This window comes from Streptococcus sp. Marseille-Q5619 (assembly GCF_946901205.1).
Classification (GTDB): Bacteria; Bacillota; Bacilli; order Lactobacillales; family Streptococcaceae; genus Streptococcus.
Window position 1 is genome coordinate 547,320 of the sequence record NZ_CAMPPO010000002.1, and the last position, 25,889, is coordinate 573,208.

At 34.3% G+C, this 25,889-nt stretch carries 24 protein-coding genes and 1 pseudogene; 5 read left to right on the top strand and 20 right to left on the bottom strand.

Annotation, left to right across the window (positions count from 1 at the left end; genetic code table 11):
* Window positions 1-205: 205 nt before the first annotated feature.
* The 5 genes from OC530_RS03700 to OC530_RS03720 all read right to left on the bottom strand — a co-directional run bounded on the left by OC530_RS03700 (window position 206) and on the right by OC530_RS03720 (window position 6,671).
* Complete coding sequence (locus tag OC530_RS03700; protein ID WP_262079600.1) at window positions 206-2,419, bottom strand: TIM-barrel domain-containing protein; 2,214 nt, start codon at window positions 2,417-2,419, stop codon at window positions 206-208.
* Entirely contained in the window at window positions 2,416-3,060 is a 645-nt protein-coding gene (locus OC530_RS03705) for a YesL family protein (protein WP_262079602.1), read from the bottom strand. The genes OC530_RS03700 and OC530_RS03705 overlap by 4 nt, the downstream gene beginning before the upstream one ends.
* Before the next feature lie 204 nt (window positions 3,061-3,264).
* Window positions 3,265-4,830 carry an extracellular solute-binding protein gene (locus OC530_RS03710; RefSeq protein WP_262079604.1) on the bottom strand — a complete coding sequence of 522 codons (1,566 nt, stop codon included), beginning with the start codon at window positions 4,828-4,830 and terminating at the stop codon, window positions 3,265-3,267.
* Between the two features lie 9 nt (window positions 4,831-4,839).
* Window positions 4,840-5,736 (bottom strand): carbohydrate ABC transporter permease, encoded by an 897-nt coding sequence (locus OC530_RS03715; protein ID WP_000870790.1) that lies wholly within the window; start codon window positions 5,734-5,736, stop codon window positions 4,840-4,842.
* A gap of 17 nt (window positions 5,737-5,753) precedes the next feature.
* Window positions 5,754-6,671, bottom strand: coding sequence for a sugar ABC transporter permease (locus OC530_RS03720; protein ID WP_172931953.1), 918 nt, complete (start codon window positions 6,669-6,671; stop codon window positions 5,754-5,756).
* Window positions 6,672-6,873: 202 nt separating this feature from the next.
* On the opposite strand from OC530_RS03720, the gene OC530_RS03725 reads away from it, so the two are divergent.
* On the top strand, window positions 6,874-8,544 hold the full coding sequence (locus tag OC530_RS03725; protein ID WP_262079610.1) for a histidine kinase: 1,671 nt from the start codon (window positions 6,874-6,876) through the stop codon (window positions 8,542-8,544).
* Complete coding sequence (locus OC530_RS03730; RefSeq protein WP_262079612.1) at window positions 8,525-10,063, top strand: response regulator; 1,539 nt, start codon at window positions 8,525-8,527, stop codon at window positions 10,061-10,063. Before OC530_RS03725 ends, OC530_RS03730 begins: the two co-directional genes overlap by 20 nt.
* A gap of 382 nt (window positions 10,064-10,445) precedes the next feature.
* Here OC530_RS03730 and OC530_RS03735 read toward each other — a convergent pair whose 3' ends face one another.
* The 8 genes from OC530_RS03735 to OC530_RS03770 form a co-directional block, all read right to left on the bottom strand.
* Entirely contained in the window at window positions 10,446-11,057 is a 612-nt protein-coding gene (locus OC530_RS03735; RefSeq protein ID WP_172931950.1) for a Fic family protein, read from the bottom strand.
* Entirely contained in the window at window positions 11,057-11,233 is a 177-nt protein-coding gene (locus OC530_RS03740; RefSeq protein ID WP_000050754.1) for a hypothetical protein, read from the bottom strand. Before OC530_RS03740 ends, OC530_RS03735 begins: the two co-directional genes overlap by 1 nt.
* Before the next feature lie 164 nt (window positions 11,234-11,397).
* Window positions 11,398-12,159 carry a MurR/RpiR family transcriptional regulator gene (locus tag OC530_RS03745; protein ID WP_172931949.1) on the bottom strand — a complete coding sequence of 254 codons (762 nt, stop codon included), beginning with the start codon at window positions 12,157-12,159 and terminating at the stop codon, window positions 11,398-11,400.
* A gap of 383 nt (window positions 12,160-12,542) precedes the next feature.
* The gene (locus OC530_RS03750; protein ID WP_262079618.1) at window positions 12,543-14,228 is read right to left on the bottom strand and encodes an alpha-glucosidase; all 1,686 of its coding nucleotides are present in this window, start codon (window positions 14,226-14,228) and stop codon (window positions 12,543-12,545) included.
* A complete protein-coding gene (locus OC530_RS03755; RefSeq protein ID WP_050242554.1) occupies window positions 14,228-14,644 on the bottom strand; it encodes a PTS sugar transporter subunit IIA in 417 nt (138 codons plus the stop codon). Before OC530_RS03755 ends, OC530_RS03750 begins: the two co-directional genes overlap by 1 nt.
* An 11-nt stretch (window positions 14,645-14,655) precedes the next feature.
* Entirely contained in the window at window positions 14,656-15,468 is an 813-nt protein-coding gene (locus OC530_RS03760) for a PTS system mannose/fructose/sorbose family transporter subunit IID (protein WP_262079621.1), read from the bottom strand.
* Entirely contained in the window at window positions 15,461-16,261 is an 801-nt protein-coding gene (locus OC530_RS03765) for a PTS sugar transporter subunit IIC (RefSeq protein WP_112444304.1), read from the bottom strand. The genes OC530_RS03760 and OC530_RS03765 overlap by 8 nt, the downstream gene beginning before the upstream one ends.
* An 11-nt stretch (window positions 16,262-16,272) precedes the next feature.
* Window positions 16,273-16,749, bottom strand: a complete 477-nt coding sequence (locus OC530_RS03770) for a PTS sugar transporter subunit IIB (protein WP_172931947.1) — start codon at window positions 16,747-16,749, stop codon at window positions 16,273-16,275.
* 694 nt (window positions 16,750-17,443) lie between these two features.
* Between OC530_RS03770 and OC530_RS03775 the strand changes: the two genes are divergently transcribed.
* A complete protein-coding gene (locus OC530_RS03775; protein ID WP_262079623.1) occupies window positions 17,444-18,652 on the top strand; it encodes an ATP-binding protein in 1,209 nt (402 codons plus the stop codon).
* Window positions 18,653-19,022: 370 nt separating this feature from the next.
* Window positions 19,023-19,415 (top strand): annotated as a pseudogene (locus OC530_RS03780) (tyrosine-type recombinase/integrase); the annotation flags it as partial.
* 98 nt (window positions 19,416-19,513) lie between these two features.
* Here OC530_RS03780 and rpsI read toward each other — a convergent pair.
* Window positions 19,514-19,906, bottom strand: coding sequence for a 30S ribosomal protein S9 (gene rpsI / locus OC530_RS03785; protein ID WP_000075964.1), 393 nt, complete (start codon window positions 19,904-19,906; stop codon window positions 19,514-19,516).
* An 18-nt stretch (window positions 19,907-19,924) separates the two neighbouring features.
* The gene (rplM, locus tag OC530_RS03790; RefSeq protein ID WP_001044624.1) at window positions 19,925-20,371 is read right to left on the bottom strand and encodes a 50S ribosomal protein L13; all 447 of its coding nucleotides are present in this window, start codon (window positions 20,369-20,371) and stop codon (window positions 19,925-19,927) included.
* A gap of 349 nt (window positions 20,372-20,720) precedes the next feature.
* On the opposite strand from rplM, the gene OC530_RS03795 reads away from it, so the two are divergent.
* On the top strand, window positions 20,721-21,038 hold the full coding sequence (locus OC530_RS03795) for a DUF960 domain-containing protein (RefSeq protein ID WP_000886035.1): 318 nt from the start codon (window positions 20,721-20,723) through the stop codon (window positions 21,036-21,038).
* A 45-nt stretch (window positions 21,039-21,083) separates the two neighbouring features.
* Here OC530_RS03795 and folB read toward each other — a convergent pair whose 3' ends face one another.
* The 5 genes from folB to OC530_RS03820 all read right to left on the bottom strand — a co-directional run bounded on the left by folB (window position 21,084) and on the right by OC530_RS03820 (window position 25,843).
* Complete coding sequence (folB, locus tag OC530_RS03800; RefSeq protein ID WP_262079631.1) at window positions 21,084-21,896, bottom strand: dihydroneopterin aldolase; 813 nt, start codon at window positions 21,894-21,896, stop codon at window positions 21,084-21,086.
* Between the two features lie 158 nt (window positions 21,897-22,054).
* Window positions 22,055-22,609, bottom strand: coding sequence for a GTP cyclohydrolase I FolE (folE, locus tag OC530_RS03805; RefSeq protein ID WP_000380921.1), 555 nt, complete (start codon window positions 22,607-22,609; stop codon window positions 22,055-22,057).
* Window positions 22,590-23,912, bottom strand: coding sequence for a folylpolyglutamate synthase/dihydrofolate synthase family protein (locus OC530_RS03810; protein ID WP_262079634.1), 1,323 nt, complete (start codon window positions 23,910-23,912; stop codon window positions 22,590-22,592). Before OC530_RS03810 ends, folE begins: the two co-directional genes overlap by 20 nt.
* A 1-nt stretch (window position 23,913) precedes the next feature.
* Complete coding sequence (gene folP / locus OC530_RS03815; RefSeq protein WP_262079636.1) at window positions 23,914-24,891, bottom strand: dihydropteroate synthase; 978 nt, start codon at window positions 24,889-24,891, stop codon at window positions 23,914-23,916.
* A gap of 244 nt (window positions 24,892-25,135) precedes the next feature.
* Window positions 25,136-25,843 carry a type II CAAX endopeptidase family protein gene (locus OC530_RS03820; protein ID WP_262079638.1) on the bottom strand — a complete coding sequence of 236 codons (708 nt, stop codon included), beginning with the start codon at window positions 25,841-25,843 and terminating at the stop codon, window positions 25,136-25,138.
* Window positions 25,844-25,889 lie beyond the last annotated feature (46 nt).

Consider the following 25,889-nt stretch of genomic DNA (forward strand, 5'->3'; position numbering starts at 1 on the left):
TTTGAGAAATCACCTTTAAAAATTTGCTCTTGTTTAGTTTAAAAAATATTTCAAAACTTGAAACTTACTTATCTTATCCTTTCCTCTTCAGTAAACAAAAAAATCCCTATGCAAAACTTGTAATTACTAAAATACAAGTCAATAAGCATAGAGATGTAAAACTATTACACATTAAATAATAGAAATTGTGTACGAAATTTCTCAATTAGTTTTGGCTAGTAAATATCATTTCCAACAAACGTCCTCTCAATTCCTTATTCTGATGATGCAAGATATTCATTAAGTCATGAGAATTTTTGGCATTGATGAATTGATTTAACAATCTATCTTTTAATTCATATGGAAGAGAAGCCGTCTTTAGTAGTCTAAAAACTTCATCATTTAGAGATGGCATTTTATTTTCTTTGCATTCAAATCTAGCTGTATCATTCTTATTTGGCCATTCAATTATAGACACATTCGTTCCTTTAAAATGAATTCTATGTCTTCTATTACTTGGAACGATACTAGGATCTCCTTGTAATGCTAACTCTACCATTCCCTTTTCCCAATCAATCGATAATCTTGTTTTATATCTTTGACCATTTTGATCTTCAATCATTTCAAAAGAATGTTGTTTGCCTGGGAATACATACCAATCTACAACTTCAGGTAAATCAACACCCATATCTATCTCAGAACCAACCAAGGGAATGATTGCACCACTTTTAGCAAACACAGGTATAGTCGAAATGTCCCTATAAACACTTAATTTCACACCACCTGTATATTTTTTCTCTGAAAAGAAGTCATACCATTCACCTTCAGGGAACCATACATCCACTTTTGCAGATTGGAATGCCAAATCCATCTTTTCTACAATGGGAGCCACCATCAGTTCTGTTCCAAAAAAGTATTGATTTGGAACATTATAGCTCTCATCATTCTCTGGGTAGAAATAATAGATTGGGCTGATTAAAGGGGCACCTTCCTCATGTGTCTTTACATTCATGGTATATAGATATGGAATCATCTGATGTCTCAAACGAAGGTATTTCTTCATAATCTTAGATGTTGTTTCTGAAAAAAACCAAGGTTCTTTACTATTGAAGGGACTTCTAGAACTATGTAATCGAGTAATCGGACTAAAAACACCAAACTGTAGCCATCTAGTTTGTAACTCTTCGTCATAATCCCCCAACATGTGTCCACCGATATCATGACTCCACCAACTATAACCGATATTTGATGCTGTCGCTGTAAAATAAGGTTGAAATCTTAAGGAATTCCAACTAATAATGGTGTCCCCTGAAAAACCAACAGGGTATCGGTGACTTCCAGGACCTGCATACCTTGATAAAATCAAGCCACCTTCTTCATTTTTACAACTATCCTGATAGTGATAATGGTTTAAAAGCCACAGTGGATCCAACATGCCTTGAGTCCCTTGTTGCCAGTCAATCCACCAAAAATCTACTCCCTGCTTTTCTAGCTTATAATGAACATCTTTAAAGTAGGCTTCCCTAAAAGAGGGATTAAAAAAATCAAAAATAGCAGGTTCTTCTAGTTCTACATTTAACCCCAATCGTTTGGCAACTCGAGGATAAGCTTCTTCATAAGCCCGTATACCATCAGCAGGATGGACATTTAAGGAGAGTTTTAACTTTCTATCATGAAGTTGTTGCAATAACTGTTCTGGATTAGGTATTAAGTTTCTATTCCAACTATATCCTGTCCACCCACTTCCAAAACGGGCTGGAATTTCAGTTATATGCCAATCCATATCTAAAACACCGATAGATAATGGAATTTTCTCTGTTTCAAATCTGTCTATTAAATCCAAGTATTCATCCGACGTATAAGGCCAATACCTACTCCACCAATTTCCTAAAGCATATCTTGGCAACAAGGGTGTTGAACCAGTCAAATGGTAAAAGTCTCTGATTGCTCCTCTATAATCATGCCCATAGGCAAAGAAATACAGGTCAATTTGATTTTCTCTCTCAATATAACCAGACTGTTCATCCCAAATCAATCCTTGAGAATCATCCAATAAGGCTATACCATTTCGGCTAATAATTCCATCTTCTAATGGGATGGCTCCATCTGCCTCATCCAGAGTCCGAGCTGTTCCTTTTAACGTTTCAATAGATTCACCAAAATACCAGCGACTACCATATACAGCAAAATTTCCTTTTAATTCTATAAATAAATTTTCGGCGTTAAATTCTCCTTTATTAAAATGCAAATGAAAATATTCCGTCATAATATCTAGTACGTTTGGTGTCTCGATATAATCTAACGAAACTTGGCCAAAATCTCTATTATAGATAAGTTGTGTAGTCCTACCCTCAAAACTTCCAGTTTGAGAGTATTCTAGCCTTACTAGCTTGTCTGTTAATACAGAAATTCGATAAAACTCTCCCTTAAAAATTTTCAATTTGTTGTCCTCCTTTTAGTAAATTTCTTTACCTTATCAAACATTTTATTTGTTATCGTTACATTCATCAATCCGCAAAAAGCAAATCCCCCAAATGTAAATACGTAAATAGCTGTTAAAACTCGTTCTGGACTACTAAAACTCATATACAGTACAGAAATATTAAATAAAACCAACATGATAGCTTGTATTGGATTTAACATACAAATTAATACGCTATTTACAATACTATTTTTTAGATTATCTTTAAATAAACCAATATAGGGAAAAATAACACTCATCAAAAGTATTATAACAAATAAAAAGGGCAACACTAACAATAAACTATACTCTGAAAATAAACTTGAATAGCCCCAAAGACAATAGTTCACATATAAAAGTAATTCTATTAGGAGGATAAACAACCAAATAAAAGTTGACTGTTTAAAATTTCGTCTAAAGATCCGAAAATAATGATAAGCAATATCGGTATCTTTACCTTTTAAAATACGATACCACATTGTCGTAAGAGAAGTTAATGATGCCCCAATTGTAACTATTGGAATACAACTAACAATAAATAGAGTATTTAAAATAATTAAATCTGTCAAAAAAGTTAAAATTCTAACCACTTTTCCATCTAATGAAAATAATTTTTGCATAATATATTCTCCATAAAATCAATCGTCTTAACTCTATATTTTAGAATGTCAGTTGCACAAAAATATTACCTAAATTATTTAAAAAACATTTCCAAATTTCTTTAAAAATTAGAATAAAGGAAGCGAGATAATTTGATGTTATCAGTCTCGCTTCCTGTAATTAGCTAGTCCCTTGTTTATACAACCAAGAGTTCATATAAAGTATTACTCTTTTACTTCTTTTTGGTAACGATTATATGCTTCCTGTTGAATCTTCATAAATTCGTCCAATCCCATATTCTTAAGAGTTTCTTTGTATGAGTCCCATTCTTTTTCTATGCCACCTTCAACTACCCATTTAGATGCTTGTTGTTTGACATAAGATTCAATACTCACATAGATTGATGATAATTTGTTAAGCTCTTCTTGTGAATAAATCACATTAGGGTAAGCTGGCAACGCAAATTGTTTCAAATCTTGGTCCATCTTCAATTTCAATCCATCACCTTGTGTTTGATCGATTTCTACGCGACTATTGATATCATCGCTTACGTATTTAGGACCAAAATCTCGAAGTGAATTAATCCATGCCCATTCATCAGCTGATTTACCATCTTTAGGAGGTAACACTTTAAGCTTATCACCATTCTTTTCAGTAGCTATTCCAAATGATCCATAGAAATTCTGAATACTTGCTTCATCTGTATATAATTTATCCAACCATTTCAATAATTTAGCAGGGTTTTTGCTCTTATTTGTAATCAAAATTTCATTTCGACCATAGTTGTAATGATCTGGATCAGAAAAGACATATTGTTTACCATCCATACCTTTTAAAGCAGGTAGAGCAATATATTCACTTGAATGTAAGCCAAACGTTGCATCTGCTGTCCAACCACTAGAAACACCTACTCTAGATACTCCCTTATCCATACGTTTCGCTACACTCATAGAGGTATCTTCTGTAAAGATTTCCGGATCAATCAAACCTTTTTTATAAGATTCGTGCATTGCTGCAATCCCTTGTTTATAACTTTCTTCTGTGCGAAGGTAGACTGGTTTTCCATCTTTTACAGACATTTCATACGTATTATCTGCACCTAAACGATTATTGAACGGTAGAATATATGAGAATGTTGGATCAAAGTTTCCTGCTCCGAATGGAATTTCATCAGAAGCGTCTCCATTTCCGTTCGCATCTTTATCCTTAAATTCTTGTAGTACTTTTACTAAATCATCATAAGTTTCTGGAACCTTTAACCCTAAATTATCTAGCCACTTTTTATTAATAAATAGCTGATTAGCTACTGTAGGACGCATTGGTAATTTTTTAGGCAGGCTGTAGATATGACCATCTGGTGAAGTAATCATAGCTTTAATCTTAGGTTCTTTCTCCATAGCCTTAGTTAAATTAGGCATGTTTTCCTTGATTAAATCTTCCAATGGAATAAACAAAGATTGGTTCTGAGCAATTTCTGAATCTGTAAAAGCATTTGAACCTAAAAATGCATCTGGTAAATCTCCGCTAGCAACCAAAACAGATTTCTTATCTGCCCAATCTGCAGCTACAAGTGTGTCCCATTTAACATCAATACCTGCTTCCTTGGCAGAATCTGTTAGAAAACCTTTATGATAATCTTCTCCCCAGTCAGACCAACGAACAGTTGTGATTTTATAAGAATCTTCTCCAGACTTATCGTCCTTATTCGCATTATTGGAATTTGCACAGGCTGTTAAGCCAGCAAGTGTAACTGTTCCTAAGAACAAATATGTAAATGATTTATTTTTCATGTTTTTCTCCTATTCTTTCAAGGCGCCAATCATTACGCCTTGATTAAAATATTTTTGAACAAAGGGATACAACAACATAATCGGAGCGGTTGAAATAACAATTGCTGCATATTTCATCATATCTGCCTTGATACGAAGATCTGATGCCACTTCTCCTGTTGCTTGCGATTGTAACATTTGGTTACTAATTAGTAAACGTCGTAAAATTAATTGCAATGGTTGTAAATTTTCATTCGTTAAATAAATTAAAGCATTAAACCACGAATTCCAAATACCAACTGCAGTCCAAAGTCCAATAACTGCTATAATAGCTTTTGATAAAGGAACGACTATCTTAATAAAATAACGAATTGTACCACATCCATCAATTTGTGCAGCCTCCCACATTCCGTCTGGAATACTATTATTAAAGAAAGTTCTAGCAACAATAATATTGTATGATGAAACTGCAAAAGGTATTACCATTACCCAAAATGTATCAATCAAGCCTACATTCTTTACTGTTAAGTAGGTAGGAATCAAGCCACCTGATACAAACATAGGGATTATGTATAGAATACTCATCCACTTTCTACCAACTAATTCTTTTCTAGATAAAGCATAACCAGCTGGAATATTGACTACTAAAGCAACTAAGGTACCAACAACAGTATATAAAATTGTATTTAAATAGCTACGCAAAAATAAAGGTTGTTGAATAAGACGTAAATATCCATCTAATTTCCATTCTCTTGGAATAAACCATACCTTCCCGTTTGCAACATCTGAAGGATTACTAAAAGATGCAATCACTACAAACCATAACGGATAAACAATTAACAGGATAAGGAAAATTGCTAAACCATAGGTAACTATATCAAATAATAATTCAGAGTTTGTTTTTCTTGATTTATGAAACCATTTCACCTTGAGCACTCCTTCCTTTAAAAAAGACCCGTTCTAGTATATCTTTTTGAGAACCAGTTAACAGATAACAAAATTATTAGATTGACTACGGTGTTAAATAACCCTATAGCTGTCGAATAACTATACTGAAAATTCACCATACCAACTTTATAAACATAGGTCGAAATTATCTCACTTCCTGCTAAATTAAGTGGATTCTGTAGTAGTAACACTTTCTCAAAACCTACACTTAATAAACTACCTGCTCTTAATATTAATAAAATCATAGCAGTCGGCAAAAGCAATGGTAATTCTATATGCCGAATTTTTTGTAACCTAGAAGCACCATCCATAGTTGCAGCCTCATAATATGTAGGATCAATTGCAGAAAGCGCTGCTAGATAAATAATACTATCCCAACCAATATGTTGCCATACATCACTCCAAACATAAACACCTGCAAAATGACTAGGTTTTGATAAAAAATCTGGAATAGTGATTCCAATAGACTTAAATACATTCGCTAACAAACCACTAGTAGGAGATAAAAATAAGATGATCATCCCACACATAACCATTGTAGAGATAAAATGAGGTAAGTAAGTTGTCACTTGAAATATTTTTCTAAATTTCCCAACTCTTAACTGATTACTAATGATAGCTAGTATAATAGGTAAGGGGAATCCTACTACAATACTATAAAGTGAAATTTTTAATGTATTGAACATAGTTGTCCCGAATTGGAATGATGAGAAAAATTGAGTAAAGTACTTAAATCCTACCCACTGACTAGCAAAGATACCATTGGCTGGTGAATAGTCTTTAAATGCAATAATTAGTCCCAACATGGGAATATAGGAAAATAAAATTAATAGCAATATTGAAGGAAAAAGTAATATATATAACGGAATACTATGCTTTAATTTTATTTTATGAAGTTGAGATGCTACTTTCATGTTTTTCCTCCCATCTGATTTTCTACGATTATTTTACACCATATAGAATTCCCTTAATAGAACTTTTTGGACTAGGTTTATCAATTTTTCAGTTTTTTAATTTTAAAAACTATTACTTTTCCGACATCTTAATAAAACATATCTGTTTTGTTACATGATATCATATTTTCAAAGTGCTATAATTTTAATAGGAGACTAGTATATGAAATTAAATCACGACTTATCAAAAAAACATTCTATTCATTTTTTCTTTAAACTCCTACTTGTACTACTATTGATAAATATTTTAATCAATATTGCTATGAGTGACATAACCAGAAATTTTATTAAAAACCAAAATATAGTACACCTACGTAGTTCAATTGAAATTTATGCTGACTCTGTTAATGAGAAATTGCATTCTGTAGAACGCTTTATGTACTCAACAATAACGCATAATGAATCTTTAGAGAAATTAAATCATGTACAAACGTTTCTTGACTATCAAGAAGATCTCAAAAAAGTTCAAACTAGCTTTGCAGAGTTTGAATATCAAAATGAAACTCATATGACATTCTTATTAGAAACCGATAGTACTGATTATTTTATAAATGTCTCCAATCTTTATATTCCATATGAAGATTATCTACTGTTAAAATCAAATCTAAAATCATTGCGTAGTGATATAAGTGACCGTAAATGGAAAAATGTAACTACTAAAAACAGCGAATACTTAGTTAAATCTGTTCATTACGAAGGAAAAATCATTTATGCCGTCATATCTTCAGAAGATATCCTAAAACCTCTCAGAAAACTCAATATTGGAAATAATGGTAAACTTTCCCTAAAAGAGCCTAACAATATACCCTCCGAAAACTACCTGATTCATGCTCAAAATGAAAAAACGCATTTACCTTTCGATATTTATGTTTTAGTCGATTATGCCGAAGTCTTTAGAAATATCACACTCTTAGAAGTATTTTTGTCAGCCGTTCCTATCATTATCACCATTTTATCAATCATCATTATCCTGTATATTCGTCAGTGGATGATTAAACCGATAACAAGACTCACTGAACGACTCTCTCAACTTGGGGACTCCATCCCCCCTTCTGAATTTTTTATATCTGAAGGTATACTAGAAATTGATAAGGCAAATGATAAACTTAATAAAGTAATATTTGACATGCAAGAATTAAAAATACGGGAATACCATTCACAACTAGAACTTAAGAAGATCGAACTTAATTATCTTAAGAACCAAATCCGTCCACATTTCTACTTAAACATGTTATCAATGATTCATAGTATGCTCCAAACAAAAAACTATAAGGAAATTGAAGAGTTAACTATCTTAACTTCAAATTATCTCCGTCATTTATTTATGGCTAATCAAGATTTTTCAGAACTTAAAGATGAAGTTCAGCATATTAAAGATTATTTAGAAATACAACGAATTCGATATGGAAATAGCATCTACTTTTCACTAAACTACACTGATGACCTACAAAATACTCTTGTCCCATCATTACTTTTACAAACATTTATTGAAAATACAATCAAACACGGTTTTTCATTTCAGGATTTATTTACAATTTTGCTATCAATAAAAAAAGTAAAAACTGAGAACTCAGATTATATTCAGATTTGTATCGAAGATAATGGTCCAGGTTTCTCTGAAGAAATTTTATCAAAACTAAATCAGAAACAGTCTCTAATAACAGAAGATGGGCATCATATTGGGATAACGAACACCATAGAACGTTTAAATCTTCTATATCCCAACGACTATACTATTACATTTGAAAATAATGAAGAAGGTGGGGCTAAAATTCTTTTACTTATTCCATACAAAATTATAGACGGAGGTTATAATGAACATCTTATTAGTTGATGACGATCGTTTTATCATTGAAGCTTTACGAGAGAAAATAAATTGGGCTAAACTACACATTGACACTGTTTATGTTGCCTATAGCCTCACTCAAGCTCAAAATATTATTAGCGAACATCCTATTGATCTCATGATAAGCGATATAGAAATGCCTCAAGGCAGCGGTCTCGAACTCTTATCGTGGATTAGAAATGAAAAATATGATATAAAAACAATTTTCTTAACCAATTACGCCGACTTCAACTATGCTCAAAAAGCAATTGAATTGCAAAGTTTCGAATACTATCTAAAACCTATTAATTTTGAAAGATTAGAATTTATTATTCAAAAAGCCATTAGTAAAATTGAGAATCATAACTCAAACGGGAAAAATGATGCACTTTTACAAATAGAAGATAATTTCTGGTATGATTACCTTAGAAAACCTCAAATTTCTCGCATTGATGAGCTAGAAAACATAGCAAGCAAACAAGCTTTTATTCTTCAAAAACACAAATATTTTTTCCTTGCAGTTTTAACAATCAATCTTAATGAAGAAGATTATTCTGCAGAAACTCCATCATGGACTTCTCAACTAAAAAGAGAACTTCAAAGAATTTCACAACCTTCTTATAATCTGATAAGTCTATTCAAAATGGAAAGCCAGGTTGATCAATATGTTTGTCTCTTTAGAGTAGACTCGTCCAAACGTAGTGACAAATTGGCATATGAGATTCATTCTCAAATTTCTAATAATTTTAGTAAATACTCAAATATTATATATAAGAGTTGCCATAAAATATCAGATATTTTATTTCATACCAAAGAACTCTACACTTATAATGAACAGTATGTTTCTTATTGGAATACTATTACATGTGTTCCACATAGTTTCCCAACTTCTTTCAAAACAGAAACTCTTTCAATTACGTTTTTAGATAGCTTAAGCGAATATGAATTAAGAGAAAAAATTAATTCACTTGCCTATAATTCTCAAATTCCTACTTTCACGCTACAACAAATTTTACTAGATTGGACTCAACAAATAGGAATATATCTAGATCAAAATGGAATTTCGGCACATAAACTGTTCCAAAATAGCACTCATGATTTCCTATTCCAACGACGCTTTCATTCAATTGAATCTTTTCAGGATTACTTTGATTATTACTGGTCACATGCTAAGAAATTTGCAACAAACATTGAAAACCAGAAAAATAGTATTCAACGCATCGTCGAATACATAGATCATCACTACTATGAAGATATAAATCGTTCTATATTAGCAGATATGGTTTATCTCAGTGCAGATCATTTAGCTAGAATTTTTAAAAAAGAAACTGGAGAAACTCTTGTTAAATATATAACGGATAAGCGCATTAATGCTGCTAAATCTCTTCTATCTCAAACAAATATCTCGATATCACAGGTATCTTGTCAAGTGGGGTATGATAATTATTCTTACTTTACTAAAATTTTTAAACAAAGGACTGGACTTTCTCCTGGAGATTACCGTAAAACTTATCAAAATAAAATGTAAGCAATCTGAATCATTGAAATGATAAGTAAAATTCAAGGTCTGTAGTAATTTTTGAAATTCTACAGTTTTTCCAAAGATAGCTCCATAAACTTATTTGAAATTGTTGATAAGGCAACTTCTTAAAAAGTCAGTTTGAGAAGAAAATCCAGTAAATATTTCATAGGATAAAACGTATACTATCAAGCTTTTTACACTCCTGATAGTATGCGCTTTTTTATTTGAATACTTGCTACAAAACCTCACAAGATTTACTATCATGCCATACCAAAATGGACTGCAACCTAAAAGTTAAATAGAAAAAATCTAACTTTTAAGGTGCAGATTACATAAAATATTCTAGTACAATAGAGCATTCTTATCCAGGGTAGTCGAATGTATAAACTCATAACTTGAAAAGAATTTTTTCAAATAACTTCGTTAATTTAGTTTTGTCTCCATAAACTGTACCATCCATATATAAATGATAAATCTCATCATCATCACCAATTGATATTTCACATTCAAAACCTTTCATCAAAGCTAAAGAACGAATAACCTCCCTCTGCGTTCTACCGTTTCCTTCACGGAATGGATGAAAATAATTGAGATTATCTAAAATTTCGACCAATAAGTGAACGACTTCTTTTCTACTATTGGCATTGTCATGAAATCTATCTATCAAATTATTAAGGTAAGTAAGTGCTGTATCGAAAGACTGAATCGGCATAAAAGCATTACCACTTTTTGAAATATTGACTTTTCTAAATTCACCTGCCCAATGATACATATCTTCAAACAAAAATTGATGAATTTTCAATATATCTTCTACACTATAAACTGGGATAGGATTGATAAATAATTTCAAACTCTTACTAGCAACCATACGATATTCAAGCTCACGTGCTTTTTGTTCATCTCGTTCTTCCTGCTTATTTCTTAGAACTGAAGAATCTGGATAGGTATATAAATTATTCGGATCAATATAGTCATAAGAATCATAACATTTACGCTTCATTAAGCCATCCCCAGAGCAAGAGCTTCATCTCGTAATTTTTCAACATCACTAACCGTAGGTCGCCATCCTTCAATCATATTTGTACTTAAAGCATACCAAACACTCTTAAAAACGGACCGATTTTCAAAAGCGACTCCCATGATTGTCATCTTTTCTTTATCTATATCTAAGGACATATACTACCTCCTTTAGTTACATTATACCATGTTTCTATGTAATTTCTTTTTCATTTTTAACTAATGTACTGTAATCATTTTAGTCATTTTAAAAACGTTTTAAAATTTTTTAGGTTAATCATAATTTTATTTTAAGCTATAAAAAACATCAGGAATGATCAGCTTTAATCACCTAACTTATTTACAAATTCTCTATACTTTCTTGCCAAAATCATTAATACAATATATAAGCAAGACATAGAGCGACTATCAAGGTCTGGATTTTCGTCTATTCTACTAATTTCATAAAACAATTGATACGTTGAATTATTCTTTAGAAAATTATCGCTAAACTCCGTTACACCAATAATAGTAACTCCCTTTGCATTTAATTTATTTATAGTTGTTTGTATCCCTTTAGTATTTCCACTCAATGATGTAATTATCACTAAATCATCTTTATTCAAATTATCAGCTAGCATGGAAAAATTCGTTTCCCCTGAAACAAGATAATTTGGACGATGACTTAAGAATAATTCATTTGACAACTCTTTCGTAAAATTGTTTTGAGTGAAACCAGTGGCATACAATATTACTTGGGAAGCTTCATAAATTTTTTTTAAAATGGGCAAAAAATCTAATTCTGTAGCAAATCGAAATGTTTTCTGTATATCCATTTGTAATTGAGATAACAAGTCTATTTTATCCACTGATTTTGTTTTAGAGATTGAATCTTGAATCGAATATCTCATATCTGTAAAACCTCTAAAACCAATCTTCTTCGCTAATCTCAAAACAGTGCTTTTTGAAGTTAATAAAAGTTCTCCTACTTCTACTATCGTTTTTGATACAATTAATTCTTTATGTTGAACAATGAACTGCAACATCTCTTTTTCACTCATTGTTAAACTATCATAGTTAACTTCAACATGCTGTTCAAAATTCATTTTTTCATCCTTTTTATTTACATCATTATTTTCAAAATCGGTGTTGTTATTAAAAGTGCATATCCATTTGAAAATCCTATAAAACAATTTAATTCTATCATAAACAAACATGGAATTAAAGATAAAACATTCTCACTTTAGATTATGTACAACAGAACTCATGATTGATTGAATTAGTCTTCAATAAATAGATTAATAGAAGAGACAAATCAAAAAAACGCACAATATCAAGTTTAGAAAAATTTGATATCATACGTTCCTCGTGAATAGATTCTATAAATTCCCTATTAAAATTAGGGTTTAATCTAGTATCTAATCTTAATACTATTAACTCTCACTACAACTGTCAAATAGATTCTATTCATCGTTTTACAAAAGCAACCTTATTGTTCTATTAAGAAAACTTGACCTTCAAAAGGTTTCAATTCAAAAAATTTTGGAAGCTGTTTAAGTTCTGATTCATAATTTCCAATTAAATGTTTTACTTGACGACCAATCAGTTTCGATGGCACTTGCGAGGTAGTAGGTTTTTTAGAGAATGAACACACAATTAATAAAATTTGTTTATTATATTCCCGTACATAACTAAAAACATCACTATCTTCTTCGTTTATCAATTCATACTTCCCATGAATTATAATTGGGTAATCGCGCCTCAAGCTGATTAATTTTTGATAATAATAAAAAATTGAGTTTGAATCTTCAAGACAGGCTTCTGCATTTATAGAAGAATTGTCTGGAGAATACTGTATCCAAGGGTTTCCACTTGAAAAACCATATCCTTCTTCTTTATTTCCATTCCATGGGAACGGTGTTCTCGCATTATCTCTAGATTTTAAATAAATTGAATTATTTATATAAGATGAAGATTCACCATTTTCCTTCATAAGTTCATAAAAATATTTAGTCTCGATATCTTTGTAATTCTCTACAGAATCAAAATGAACATTCTTCATCCCCAACTCTTCACCTTGAAAAACATACGGAGTTCCCTTCATCATATGCAATAAGGTAGCTAACATCTTTGCTGACTGTACCCTAAATTCACCATCATCACCAAATCGAGTGACAGCTCTTGGTTGATCGTGATTACTCCAGTATAATGAATTCCACCCTTTTTCTAACTTCAATTGCCACTCTGTTAAAACTGATTTTAAATCACTTACTTTAAAGCGTATATCTGAGAACTTACCATATCTACCATAATCCAAGTGCATGTGATCAAAATGAAACACCATATTCAATTCTTCATTTTCGGGCAGAGTATACTGCAAAGCTTGATCACTGTTTGTATTTGGAGCTTCACCAACTGTCATTACATTATATCGGCTTAGAACTTCCTGATTTAGTTCATGTAAAAACTCATGAACTCGTGGGCCATTTGAAGCTCCTACATAATAAGATTTAGTGTATGGAACTCCATCCGGTGCGTCAGGATAGTCCTGCCTTTTACTTATCAATGTAATGACATCCATCCTGAAACCATCAATTCCTAAATCAAACCATTTGGTCATCATTTTTTGAATTTCTTGACGTACCGTTGGATTTTCCCAATTTAAATCTGGTTGTTCCTTGGCAAAACAATGTAAATAATATTGATTTCGTTCTGGAACATACTCCCATGCAGATCCACCAAAAGTGGAACCCCAATTATTAGGTTCGCTACCATCTGGCTTAGGATCTTTCCAAATATAGTAATCAGAATATGGATTATTTTTATTTTTTCTAGATTCAATAAACCATGAATGCTTATCACTGGTATGATTCACAACCAAGTCAAGAATAATCTTTATTTCTAATTTATGAGCTTCTGCTAATAATTCTTGAAAATCTTCCATTGTCCCATAAATTGATAGGATTCTTTCATAATCACTGATATCGTATCCATTATCCACCAATGGTGATTCATAGATAGGATTAAGCCAAATAACATCAATTCCTAACTTATGGAGATACGGTAATTTTTCTTTTATTCCATTCAAGTCACCTACACCATCTCCATTTGAATCCTTAAAACTTTGAGGATAAATTTGATAAACAACACTATTTTTCCACCAAGCATCTGCCATCACTCATCATCCTCGTCAGTCACTTGATTATATATATCATTCACAAAAAGTAATTGATTCTTTGCTTCATCAATAGACTTTCTAATTAAATCTTCAGATAAATCTTCGCTCTCAATAGATAACAAAAGCGTCATAATAATTGGTAAATTCATCCCTGTTACAAGAAACAAATTTCTTTTGCTCATATACCTAATAAAAGTTTGGTTCACCGATCCACCAAGCAAATCTGTAAAAATCAGAACTTTTTCGTCAACGGGATAACTTTCTAAAAGTTTTGAAATTTCGTCTTCAATTGGCTCATTATTAATATAAGCTGCAATTACATCAATTTTTCCAATGGATGGGATTAAGTACTCTATAGTATCCTTCATCCCAGTTGCAAGATGATGATGACTTGCAATAATAACTTTTGTCATATTTTCTCCTTTTAATTAACTGATAAAATGCCAAAGTAAGACAGAATTAAAGATAGAATAATAATTCCAAAAATAATTTGAATTACGGATAACTTCTTATTCGCTAACAATTTGTAAACTAAATAAGTCATCACTGCAGGTAATAGCGCTGGCATGATTTTATCAAGAATATCGTCTTGAATTACTAGTTTAACATCTCCTGTAGTAAATACTGTCGAAATCTTCATTTTAACTACAGATGGGATTAAAGCTCCAACAACCGTTAAACCCATGATTGAAGCAGATTCAGTAAAAATATTTAATTTTTCACCTAATCCGGTTATCAACTTCAAACCAGAATCATATCCGATATCAAATAATTTAAATCGGAAAAATAGGAAGAAAACATTCAAAACTAACCAAATTATTGCACCAATTGGATTCCCTTCTAATCCCATATATGCTGCAATTGAGCCCATGATTGTTGGATATAATACCCAAATTAAGGTATCACCTACACCAGCAAGTGGTCCCATCATACCAGTTTTAAAATTTTGTACCGTATCTAAAGATTCAATACCATCTTTTTCTTCCATTGCTATACTTGCACCTAATAAGATATTAGCCATCCAAGTAGTAGTATTAAAATACTTAAAATGATTATTCAATGATGCAACATATTCATCATCATTTGGATAGATTTTTCTTAAAACTTTATTTAATCCATAAACAACTGCTGGTCCCTGTTGATTCTCATAATTAAAAGTATTACATGCCATAAACATATATCTGAACGCGGCATTACGAATATCTTTTTTTGTTATTTTTTGTTGTACATCATTCATCAAAGTCATCTCCAAATTCTTCAGCTCCGGCAACTGTTGAAGAGACAACAGTTGATACATTTTTATTCATAGTGAAATAGTAATATGCAATGGCAAAACCAGCAAGAGAAATTCCTAAAATTGGTAAATTCAAATATGCTGCAAGGATAAAGCCAACAATAAGCATGCTTAAATATTTTTTAGTAGGCATCACCTGTAATAGAATCGCGATTCCGACAACAGGTAGGATACTACCTGCAATAGATAAACCATTAGTGAACCATTCTGGTACACTATTCAAAATTACATTTACAATTTTATCTCCAAAAATGACACAAAGAGCTGTCGGAATTGCTGTTGATAAACCAAAAATAACCGGTCCAATCCAAAAAATTCGATTCATCTTAGTAAACTTTTTCTCATTAGCTGCCTTCTGAGCTGCGTGGGTTACATATGTATTAAGTATTTTTGCTAAAACATCCAACTGAATCCCAAGCATTCCAACAGGAACTCCTACTGCTAAAGCTACAGCTTTTGCAGACTCTACATTACTTGTTGTTTTAATCGCAATAAAACCACCTACTAATGCTGCTAGTCCCCAGTTTGGTACTGATGAACCACCAATGTTTGCAACACCTAATGCCATCAATTGGAATGTTCCACCAATAATCATTGCTGTTTTCATATCTCCCATAATAATTCCAACAAATAATGAAACCATTATAGGAAACCAAGTACTTAGTACCAATCCTTGTTGATCTAGTACTACCCAAAACGACAATAAAATAATAAGTAAACCTTGAATCACTTCCATAGTATCATCTCCTATTTAATATACTTTTCTAAATTTTCCTCTGGATCAGAAGGAACAAAATGGAATGTTACCTCAACACCAAGTGTTTTTAATCTTTTCAAATCAGCAATTTCTTTTTCATTGACAGATACCATCTTCTTGACTGTTTTTTTTCCTTCACCATCAAACATTATTCCAACGTTAACTTTTGGTATCTTTACTCCACCTTCAACCAATGCCACCAATGTTTCAGGTTCTCGAACAATTAGTAAAACATTATGATTATCATACTTGCCATCTGCAAAATTTGTAATCGCAGTATCTGTATCAATAATTGACATTCCAGTTCCTGCAGGTTTACTCATCCTCATAGCAGCCTTTTGGACTTCGTCCTTACTTACTTCATTATCTACTACCATCAACCTTTTGGCATTTGTAGCCCCCGCCCATTGTGTTACCACAATACCATGAATCATGCGTTGATCAATTCTCGCTAATACTACTGACATATAGCTTCTCCTTTTTTTTAGTTATGATAGAATTATAAAACACGAAAACGCTTAACACAAGATGTTATAAGCATTTCGGGAGATGTATTGAAAAGTTGGGATAAGTAGCAAATTAGTGAGAAGTTTCCCGACATAAGGAATTTATGTATCTCTTATCTTTTTCTTTCATTTGATTATTAGTATTCAAGATAAAACTATCTAACAAACTATTTTATAAAATAATTTTAGTCAATCAAAAAAATTTAGGACGTTTTTAAATCATAACACCCATCTAACGGGTGGTTTGCACCGAGGCTAGAAGCCCAAATTGCCAAAGGATGGAATAAAAGCCTTAGAGTTTTATTAAGGATAATTATAATCTTGATTTGGCTGATAGAACTAACTTTCAGGGGCATTTCCCCGAAATGAGAACATAATCATTTCTAATTTATATCCAATGGCTGTTGGTGGTTCACTTATCATAATCATAAAAAGTAGGCGAAAAATACGAACTACTGTATCACAAAGATGATGTAATAGTTTAACAACAAACGCACAGCTACTTCATGTCAGTTCAAATGATTTTATTATCGTCATTTTCTATTCTAAAGATATTATTTCTAAATATTTAAAAATAATAAAATAAATATCAGATTATTTCTAAATATTTGAAAATAATTTCTATTTGTATTATACTATCTTTGAGGTATCTATTATGAACTATATCAAAAGACCACATTATTTATACTTTCTAAGAAGACATCGTGACCGACAAATCATTAAGGTTGTGAGTGGAGTTAGACGAGCTGGTAAATCTGTTCTCTTTCAACTCTATAAAGAAGAGTTACTAGCAACTGGGGTAGACGAAGATCAAATCATATCCATCAATTTCGAAGATTTGAGTTACTATGACCTGCGACATTTTCAAACATTATTCGCTTATATAAAAAAGCAGTTAGTTGGGGAGAAAACATACTATATCTTTTTAGATGAAATTCAACATGTTGAAAAATTTGAACTGGTAGCAGATAGTCTATTCATCTTAGCAAATGTAGACCTCTATTTGACTGGATCTAACGCCTACTTTATGAGTAGCCAATTAACAACAAACTTGACTGGTCGGTATGTTGAGATAGAGGTTCTTCCTTTGTCATTTGAAGAATATCTATCAGGCCAATCTCTCTCAGAGAATCGGAATACAACAGAAATTTTTAACAATTATCTCTTTAGTGCTTTCCCTTACTTATTGCAAACATCATCTTATGCTGAAAACATTGACTATCTCAGAGGAATATATAACTCAATACTGTTAAATGATATTGTAACTAGATTGGGAAATCCAAATCCTACTATTATTGAGCGTATTGTCCGAACCCTTCTCAGTAGTACAGGTAGCTTAATATCAACAAATAAGATTCGCAATACCCTAGTCAGCCAAAATGTTTCAATATCCCATAATACTTTGGAAAATTATTTGACAACTTTGACAGATAGTTTACTTTTTTATTCCGTTCCACGTTTTGATTTAAAAGGTAGAGCATTATTACAACGCTTAGAAAAATATTATCCCGTTGATTTAGGTTTACGACATCTCTTATTACCAGACCACAAAGAAGACATTGGTCATATCTTGGAAAATATTGTATATTTGGAATTGAGACGTAGATATTCACAAGTATATGTTGGTAATTTAGATAAATATGAGGTTGATTTTGTTGTTGTAACAGATCTTGGTCACTACGCTTATTATCAGGTCAGTGAAACAACCCTTGCTCCAGAAACACTAGAAAGAGAACTCAGACCACTAGAAGCCATTAAAGATCAATTCCCAAAATATCTATTAACAATGGATATGATTCAGCCAACAGCAAATTACAATGGAATTGAGAAGAAAAATATCATAGATTGGTTGCTAGAAAAGTAGATAATCATAAATCATACAGCTAACTAGATTTGTAACAGTCTCTTATCAATGATTCTACCCAAATCCTAACAGGATATGAGGAATTTAGACCACACTATATAATACAGACACTTGAAGATAGAAATTGGGAATGTAATGGGATCTATAACTTCTGGAAGCACTATTATTACTCAAAATGATGAATCTCCATAGAATTAATGAAACTATAAATCAAACGGAACTATAATGAAAAAGAGACTGAGCAATCAGGCTTTAAAATCCTAAAAACGCATACTATCAGGTATTGAAATGAACAACCTTGATAATATGCGTTTTATTATGGAAATATTTGCTTCATTTTCTCCTGAATAGAGCTTTTGCTATCCTATTTTTCTCTATTTCTAATGATTTACTTCAACTTCTTATCTCTTGGGAAAAACAACAAAGATATGAACTAGCAAAGTTTGGCATCATCAGTAATCCATAACAATTTGTTTTTACATATATCGACACAAAAGGAAACACCAACAAGCCTTTACATGCTGACTATCTGAACAATAAAATGAAAAGCATTAGAAAGCGACATAAAGAGCTGACACACGCTACACCTCACAAATTACGCCATACAGGCGCAACTCTAGCTAAACAAGCAGGAACTTCACTTGAAGCTATTTCTGAAGCTCTAACCCATAGTGATACTATTACAACTAAGACTTATGTCAACACTTCAAATGTCATTCCAATGGCTGTTGGAGAGATTGCCTATCGTAATCTTAAAAAGTAATGGTGTGAAAAGTGGTGTGAATTTTGCTAAAAATCATCAAAAAAACACCCCATGGTGTGAACCATGAAGCGTTGTAAATGCTGTATTGTAGCTGGTTCTTAACGTTTTGAGAACTGGCTAGCTTTACGAGCTTTCTTAAGACCTGGTTTCTTACGTTCAACTTTACGTGAGTCACGTGTAAGAAGTCCTGCGCGTTTCAATGAATCGCGGAAGTCTGGGTCTACTTGAAGAAGGGCACGAGCGATACCGTGACGGATAGCTCCTGATTGACCAGCGTATCCACCACCTACAACGTTAACGAAAACGTCGTATGAACCTGCAGTTGAAGTAACTGCGAATGGTTGGTTGATGACAAGACGAAGGTCAGCGTGTGGGATGTACTCTTCAACATCTTTTTTGTTAACAGTGATTTTACCAGTTCCTGGAACAAGGCGAACGCGTGCAACAGCGTTTTTACGACGTCCAGTACCTGCATATTGTGCTTGTGACATACTTTATTGTTCCTTTCCTTAGATAAGTCCTGAAATGTCAAGAACTTCTGGTTGTTGTGCAGCGTGAGTGTGTTCAGCTCCAACAAATACTTTCAACTTCATACCTTGAGCGCGTCCAAGAGTATTGTGTGGAAGCATACCTTTAACTGATTTCTCGATCAAACGTACTGCATTTTTAGAACGAAGTTCACCTGCAGAGATTTGTTTCAATCCACCTGGGTGGTTTGAGTGAGTGTAGTAGATTTTATCAGTTGCTTTTTTACCAGTCAATTTAACTTTTTCAGCATTGATAACAATCACAAAGTCACCTGTATCAGTGTGTGGTGTAAATGTTGGTTTGTTTTTTCCGCGAAGTACGCTAGCAACTACTGCAGAAAGACGTCCAAGTGGTACATCAGTTGCGTCAACTACGTACCATTTACGTTCAACTTGGCCTGGTTTAGCCATAAATGTTGTTTTGTTCATGATTTCTCCTATATATAGTTCGATTTTTGTTTACGGTGATGGGTGTTCCTTCCCATCGAAAAGTATTTGGAAGGTTCCGGGGCCTTTCAAATGGGGTAAACAATACCGCCTACTATAATACCAAATTTCACCCCTAAAAGTCAATAGATATGAAAAATATTTTTCTAAACCGTAACTTCTCAAAGTAACTGAAAGTCATATAATCAAGTTAATTTGGGAATTTACCTATTAATTTCGGGATATTTTTGGGATTTTTTCCCTGTAGCTAAAATCCTTTTCAAAAAATCATCTTTTCTTGATTTTTAATCCTATTTGCTGTATGATAAGGGAAAAGAAAGGGAGCAGAGATATGGCTTTTACCAATACCCACATGCGGTCTGCTAGTTTTGGCATTGTTACCAGTTTGCCTGATGACGTTATTGACTCTTTTTGGTATATCATCGACCATTTCTTAAAAAATGTCTTTGAATTGGAAGAAGAACTTGAGTTTCAATTGCTTAATAACCAAGGAAAAATTACCTTCCATTTCTCAAGTCAACACCTCCCTACAGCTATTGATTTTGACTTCAACCACCCTTTCGACCCTCTTTATCCCCCCAGAGTCCTAGTTTTAGACATGGACGGTAGAGAGACTATCCTCCTCCCAGAAGAAAATGACCTATTTTAAAAACTCTAGCCTTCAGTTATAAACTACTGAAAACTAGAGTTTTTTCTATTTTTTCAAAGCATTATACAAGTTGCGGATCGGTTGCTTTAATGTAGGATGGATAAAATGAGGCGCAATTTCTTGTAGAGATTCAAGGACAAAAAGGCGTTCCGCTATGTAAGGATGAGGCAATATGAGGTCGGCTGTATAAAGGATCTGGTCCTCCACAAAGAGCAAGTCCAAATCAATCAAACGAGGTCCCCAATGCACTTCTCTCACCCGTCCCATCTCTGACTCAATGGCTAACAAGGTCTCTAATAGCACTGGAGCAGGCAACCATGTTTCTACTTCAACCACTTGATTAGCAAAGCTATCTTGCTCCACACCACCCCAAGGCTCCGTCGTCAAGACACTGGACTCTTTGAGAATTTGGATACCTCGATTTCGCATTTTCTCAATGGCTTGTTTCAAGGTTGCTTGTTTATCTCCCATATTGCTTCCTAGGGCGATAAAGGCTCGTTGCTTGCGACGATGAATGGTTACCGAGCAAGTATCTAATGGCAAATGAACCGGCGCCCAAGGTTTTTTCAGTTCCAACTTAATTTCTTGGACAAGAGGATAGGCCTCAAAAGTACGTTCCACCAGTTTGTAGGCTACCGTTTCAATCAAGTCCTCACTCGTTTCCTGAAACCAAGTCGTCCACTGCTGACATAGTTCTCCATAATGGACAGAAGCCGTTAAATCCAAGTCTGTAGCCGCCTTGGTCATATCATAAGATAAGGTCGCTGAAATGACAAACTTTTGCCCCAATTCTTTCTCACTTGGAAAGAGGCCATGATAGGCAAAAATTTCCAAATCCTTAATCTGCAGTTGATCCATAATGATTCCTTTCTAGAAAAATCTGCCCAAAGCGGATTCTTTTTATACTCAATGAAAATCAAAGTGTAAACTAAGGAGCTAGCCGCAGGCTGCTCAAAACACTGTTTTGAGGTTGCAGATGGAAGCTGACGTGGTTTGAATTTGATTTTCGAAGAGTATTATAGTCCCATTAAACGATAAGCCTGATCTCGAAGGTCCTTATCTGTTTCAAATAGACCACGAGCTACTGTCGTCAAGGTTGCAGTGCCTGGTTTTCTGACACCACGCATGCTCATACACATATGTTCCGCCTCAATGACAACAAAGGCTCCTTTAGCACCTAGATAGTCCATCAAGGCATCAGCCACCTCGATATTCAAACGTTCTTGAATTTGTGGTTTTTTCGAATAAACTTCAACCGTACGGGCTAGCTTAGACAAACCTGCCACACGACCATCTGGAATGTAGGCAATATGCGCTCTCCCATAAAATGGTAGAAAGTGGTGTTCACACATAGTATGGAAAAAGATATCCTTTTCTACCACCATATTATCGTCAATAATCTCAAAGGATTTTGACAAATGTTCCTCCGCTGTTTGACCAAGACCTGAAAAAATCTCTTGGTACATACGAGCAACACGAGCAGGTGTTTCCTGCAAGCCCTCGCGATTAACGTCTTCTCCTACAGCCTCGATAATCATTTTTACAGCTGCTTCAATCTTTTGTGTATCCATTTTCGTTCTTCCTCTCCATCAGATAGGCTCTCACTTGGCTCAAGAAATACAAGGAACCCGTGACAATCCTAACTGTTTGTTTCTCTTCTTTTTTATCTGTCAATTTCTGCTCTAGAAAATCCTGCCAACCTTGGTAGCTGAGATTTCTAGACTTAGCTGCCTCTTCAAGCACTTTTTCATCAGTCGCCCGACTATCGTCAAAATGTGTCAGAGTAAGCTCGGTATCTGGCATGGCCCCCAGCAAGTCCAACATATCCTCCAAGGCCTTGGTTTTGATACAAGTAAAGAGGATTTCCTTACGATAATCCGCAAAGCGTTCTTGCAAGGTTGCTAATAAAGCTTTGATAGCATGGGGATTGTGGGCCCCATCCAAAATCATCAGGGGGTCTCTCGACACAACTTCCAAACGCCCTGGCCAACTTGCTTCTTCCAAAGCTTGAGCAAGCAGGTCATTGCTTGCTAGCTCTCGACCATCTTCTTGACAAAAAGTATCAAGTAAAGCTATGGCCATCCCAGCATTCTCTATCTGGTGCAAACCAAGCAAACCAGTCTGGAAGCGACCTTGTCTGACAACACTTGTATAGTCAAAGACTTCGCCTGTAACCACACTCTTTTGATGACTAACTTGATAATCTTTCCCATAGGCAAGTCTCGGCGCATCTTTCCCTTCCGCAATGCGGTCAATCACAGCCAAAGCTTCTGGAGCGATACGACCTGTCACCAAGGGAATAGCTTGTTTGATAATACCAGCCTTCTGCTCTGCTATGGCCTCCAAGGTGTCACCAAGTAGGACCACATGATCCAAGCCAATAGTTGTAATTCCTGTCAAAATAGGCTGGCAGACATTGGTACTATCCAAAAGTCCTCCCATGCCCACTTCCATAATGGTCACATCTACTTGCTCTGCGGCAAAGTAATCATAGGCTATGGCTGTGATAATCTCAAACTCGGTTGTGCCCTGTAAATTAGCGGCCGCTTCTCCCTCCAGCAAAGACTGATAGTCTGCCATGAGAGTTTCTAGCTTCGCTTCTGGGATAGATTCCCCATTGATGCTAATCTGGTCTGTGTAATGAATGAGATAGGGGGAGTTGAAAACACCAACTCTCATCCCTAGCTTTTCTAGCATCTTTTTCAAAAAAGCAATGGTCGAACCCTTGCCATTGGTCCCTCCGATATGGATGACCTTGAGTTTGAGATGGGGATTGCCACGCAAAGCTAACAGTTCCACCATTCGTTCCAAGCCAAAATGCGGCTGATCCGCCCCGTAGTTAGCAATCCACTGATTATTTTCAATTTCTTTCATCTTATTTATATTGTTTTAAATCTAGATTTTCCGCTTCATCAGCCAGACGAATGGCGGAGGCAATTTCAACTGCCATTTTGTGACTAGCTACGTCATGCACGCGCACCACTTCCACACCCTGTCTCGCAGCGATACTAGTTACATGAGCCGAAGCTGTGTCTCGATTGCGGAAACCAAGTTCTGTCTCAGGATTGACTTCAAAACCATTTTCTTCAAGGATATTGATGACAAACCGCTTGCGCGACACTCCAAGAAAGATTGGATAGCCCTTCTGATGTAGTTTATCCAGGTCCCGTAAAAGAAGCAGATTTTCTTTCTTGGTCAGACCAAAGCCGATTCCTGGATCCAACAGGATATTTTCTTGTGCAATCCCAGCTTCCTCTGCTCTCGCTAGTGCTCGTTCAAAGAAAGTCTCCATCAACTCTTCGATTGGCATTTTTTCAAAGTCAGCTAACTCTTCCTCTGTAAAAGCTTGACCAAAGCCAAAATGAGGAAATATGAGCGAGCTAGGATGCTGAGGTCGAACCATAACGGGATTAAACATGATGATCACCTTCGCTCCAGCCTTAGCAACCACATAGGCCATTTTTTCATCACCCATGAGACCAGTGATATCATTGACTAGATTGGCACCAGCAGCCAAAGCAGCCTCTGCCACCTGACTCTTCCAAGTATCAATAGAGATGAGGACATCACTTTCCTTGCGAATAGCCTTAATCACTGGAACAACACGCTGGATTTCCTCTTCTATCTCAACATAGCTACTTCTTCCCGGCCGAGTTGATTCTCCACCGATATCTAGTATGCTGGCTCCTTCTGCTATCAATTTACGAGCCTGCTGGAGCGCCTGCTCAAGCGCAAAAAATTGACCACCATCCGAAAAGGAATCTGGGGTTACATTGATAATTCCGCAAATAGCTGTCTTTGCATGATTGGCTTTACTTGACATATCGGTCACTCCCTCAAGGCTTTTCACCATATTATTTCTCTATTTTACCATAAAAAGAAAAAGATGGACACGATTGCATTCATCTTTTTCCCAGTAGAAACAAGTAAGCAATTGTCAATAATCTTATACTCTTCGAAAATCTCTTCAAACCGCGTCAACGTCGCCTTGCCGTATATATGTGACTGACTTCGTCAGTCTTATCTACAACCTCAAAACAGTGTTTTGAGCAGCCTGCGGCTAGTTTCCTAGTTTGCTCTTTGATTTTCATTGAGTATTAAACAGAAATCCCTAATGTCCGACTCATGATCACCACAAGAGCCAACAAACAGAAAAAAACTCCATTCACAATCATGTGAAGTAAGATAGACATTTCCAAACGTTGGGTCTTGTAGGCTGTCCAAGACAGAACGATCGACATACCTCCATAGATAAGAAGAGAAGGTAGATTTGTCGGTAAATGAAGCAAGGCAAAGATAATAGCACCGACTATATAACCCACATTTTCTTTACCACGAAAGAGTTTTTTAGGAATCACTCCTCGACATAAAATCTCCTCACAAATAGGAGCTATTAGAACCAGTAAGAAAAAACTGGAAATTAAGGAACTATTCTGGACCAAATCATTAATATTTGATTGATTGCTGGTTGTTGTTTCATTCATCAAACGCAGCAAGACCACACCAAGAATATTAAAGGCAAGAATCACTAGATAGCTTAAGGCCAATCTAGCCAAATCCTTAGCCTTGAAAAACGATAAACCAAAACTAGCCAACTGTGTTTTCCTAGCACCTATTATAAATACAGTTAAAACCACAAGAGATAAGGCCCCTACTAATAGTCCCGTTTGAAGCAGTGGAAATTTTCTGCTAGTTAAAAAAGTTGCTAGGGCTAAAGGAAACTGAGAAAACAAAAGCCCTACTAGAAAGATTATTAACCACTTCCCCCTGTTTAATACTTCATCCCAAATATTCTTTTTTATCATCAATCATACTCCTACCATTCAATCAAAATCACCTACCTAGTTTGAA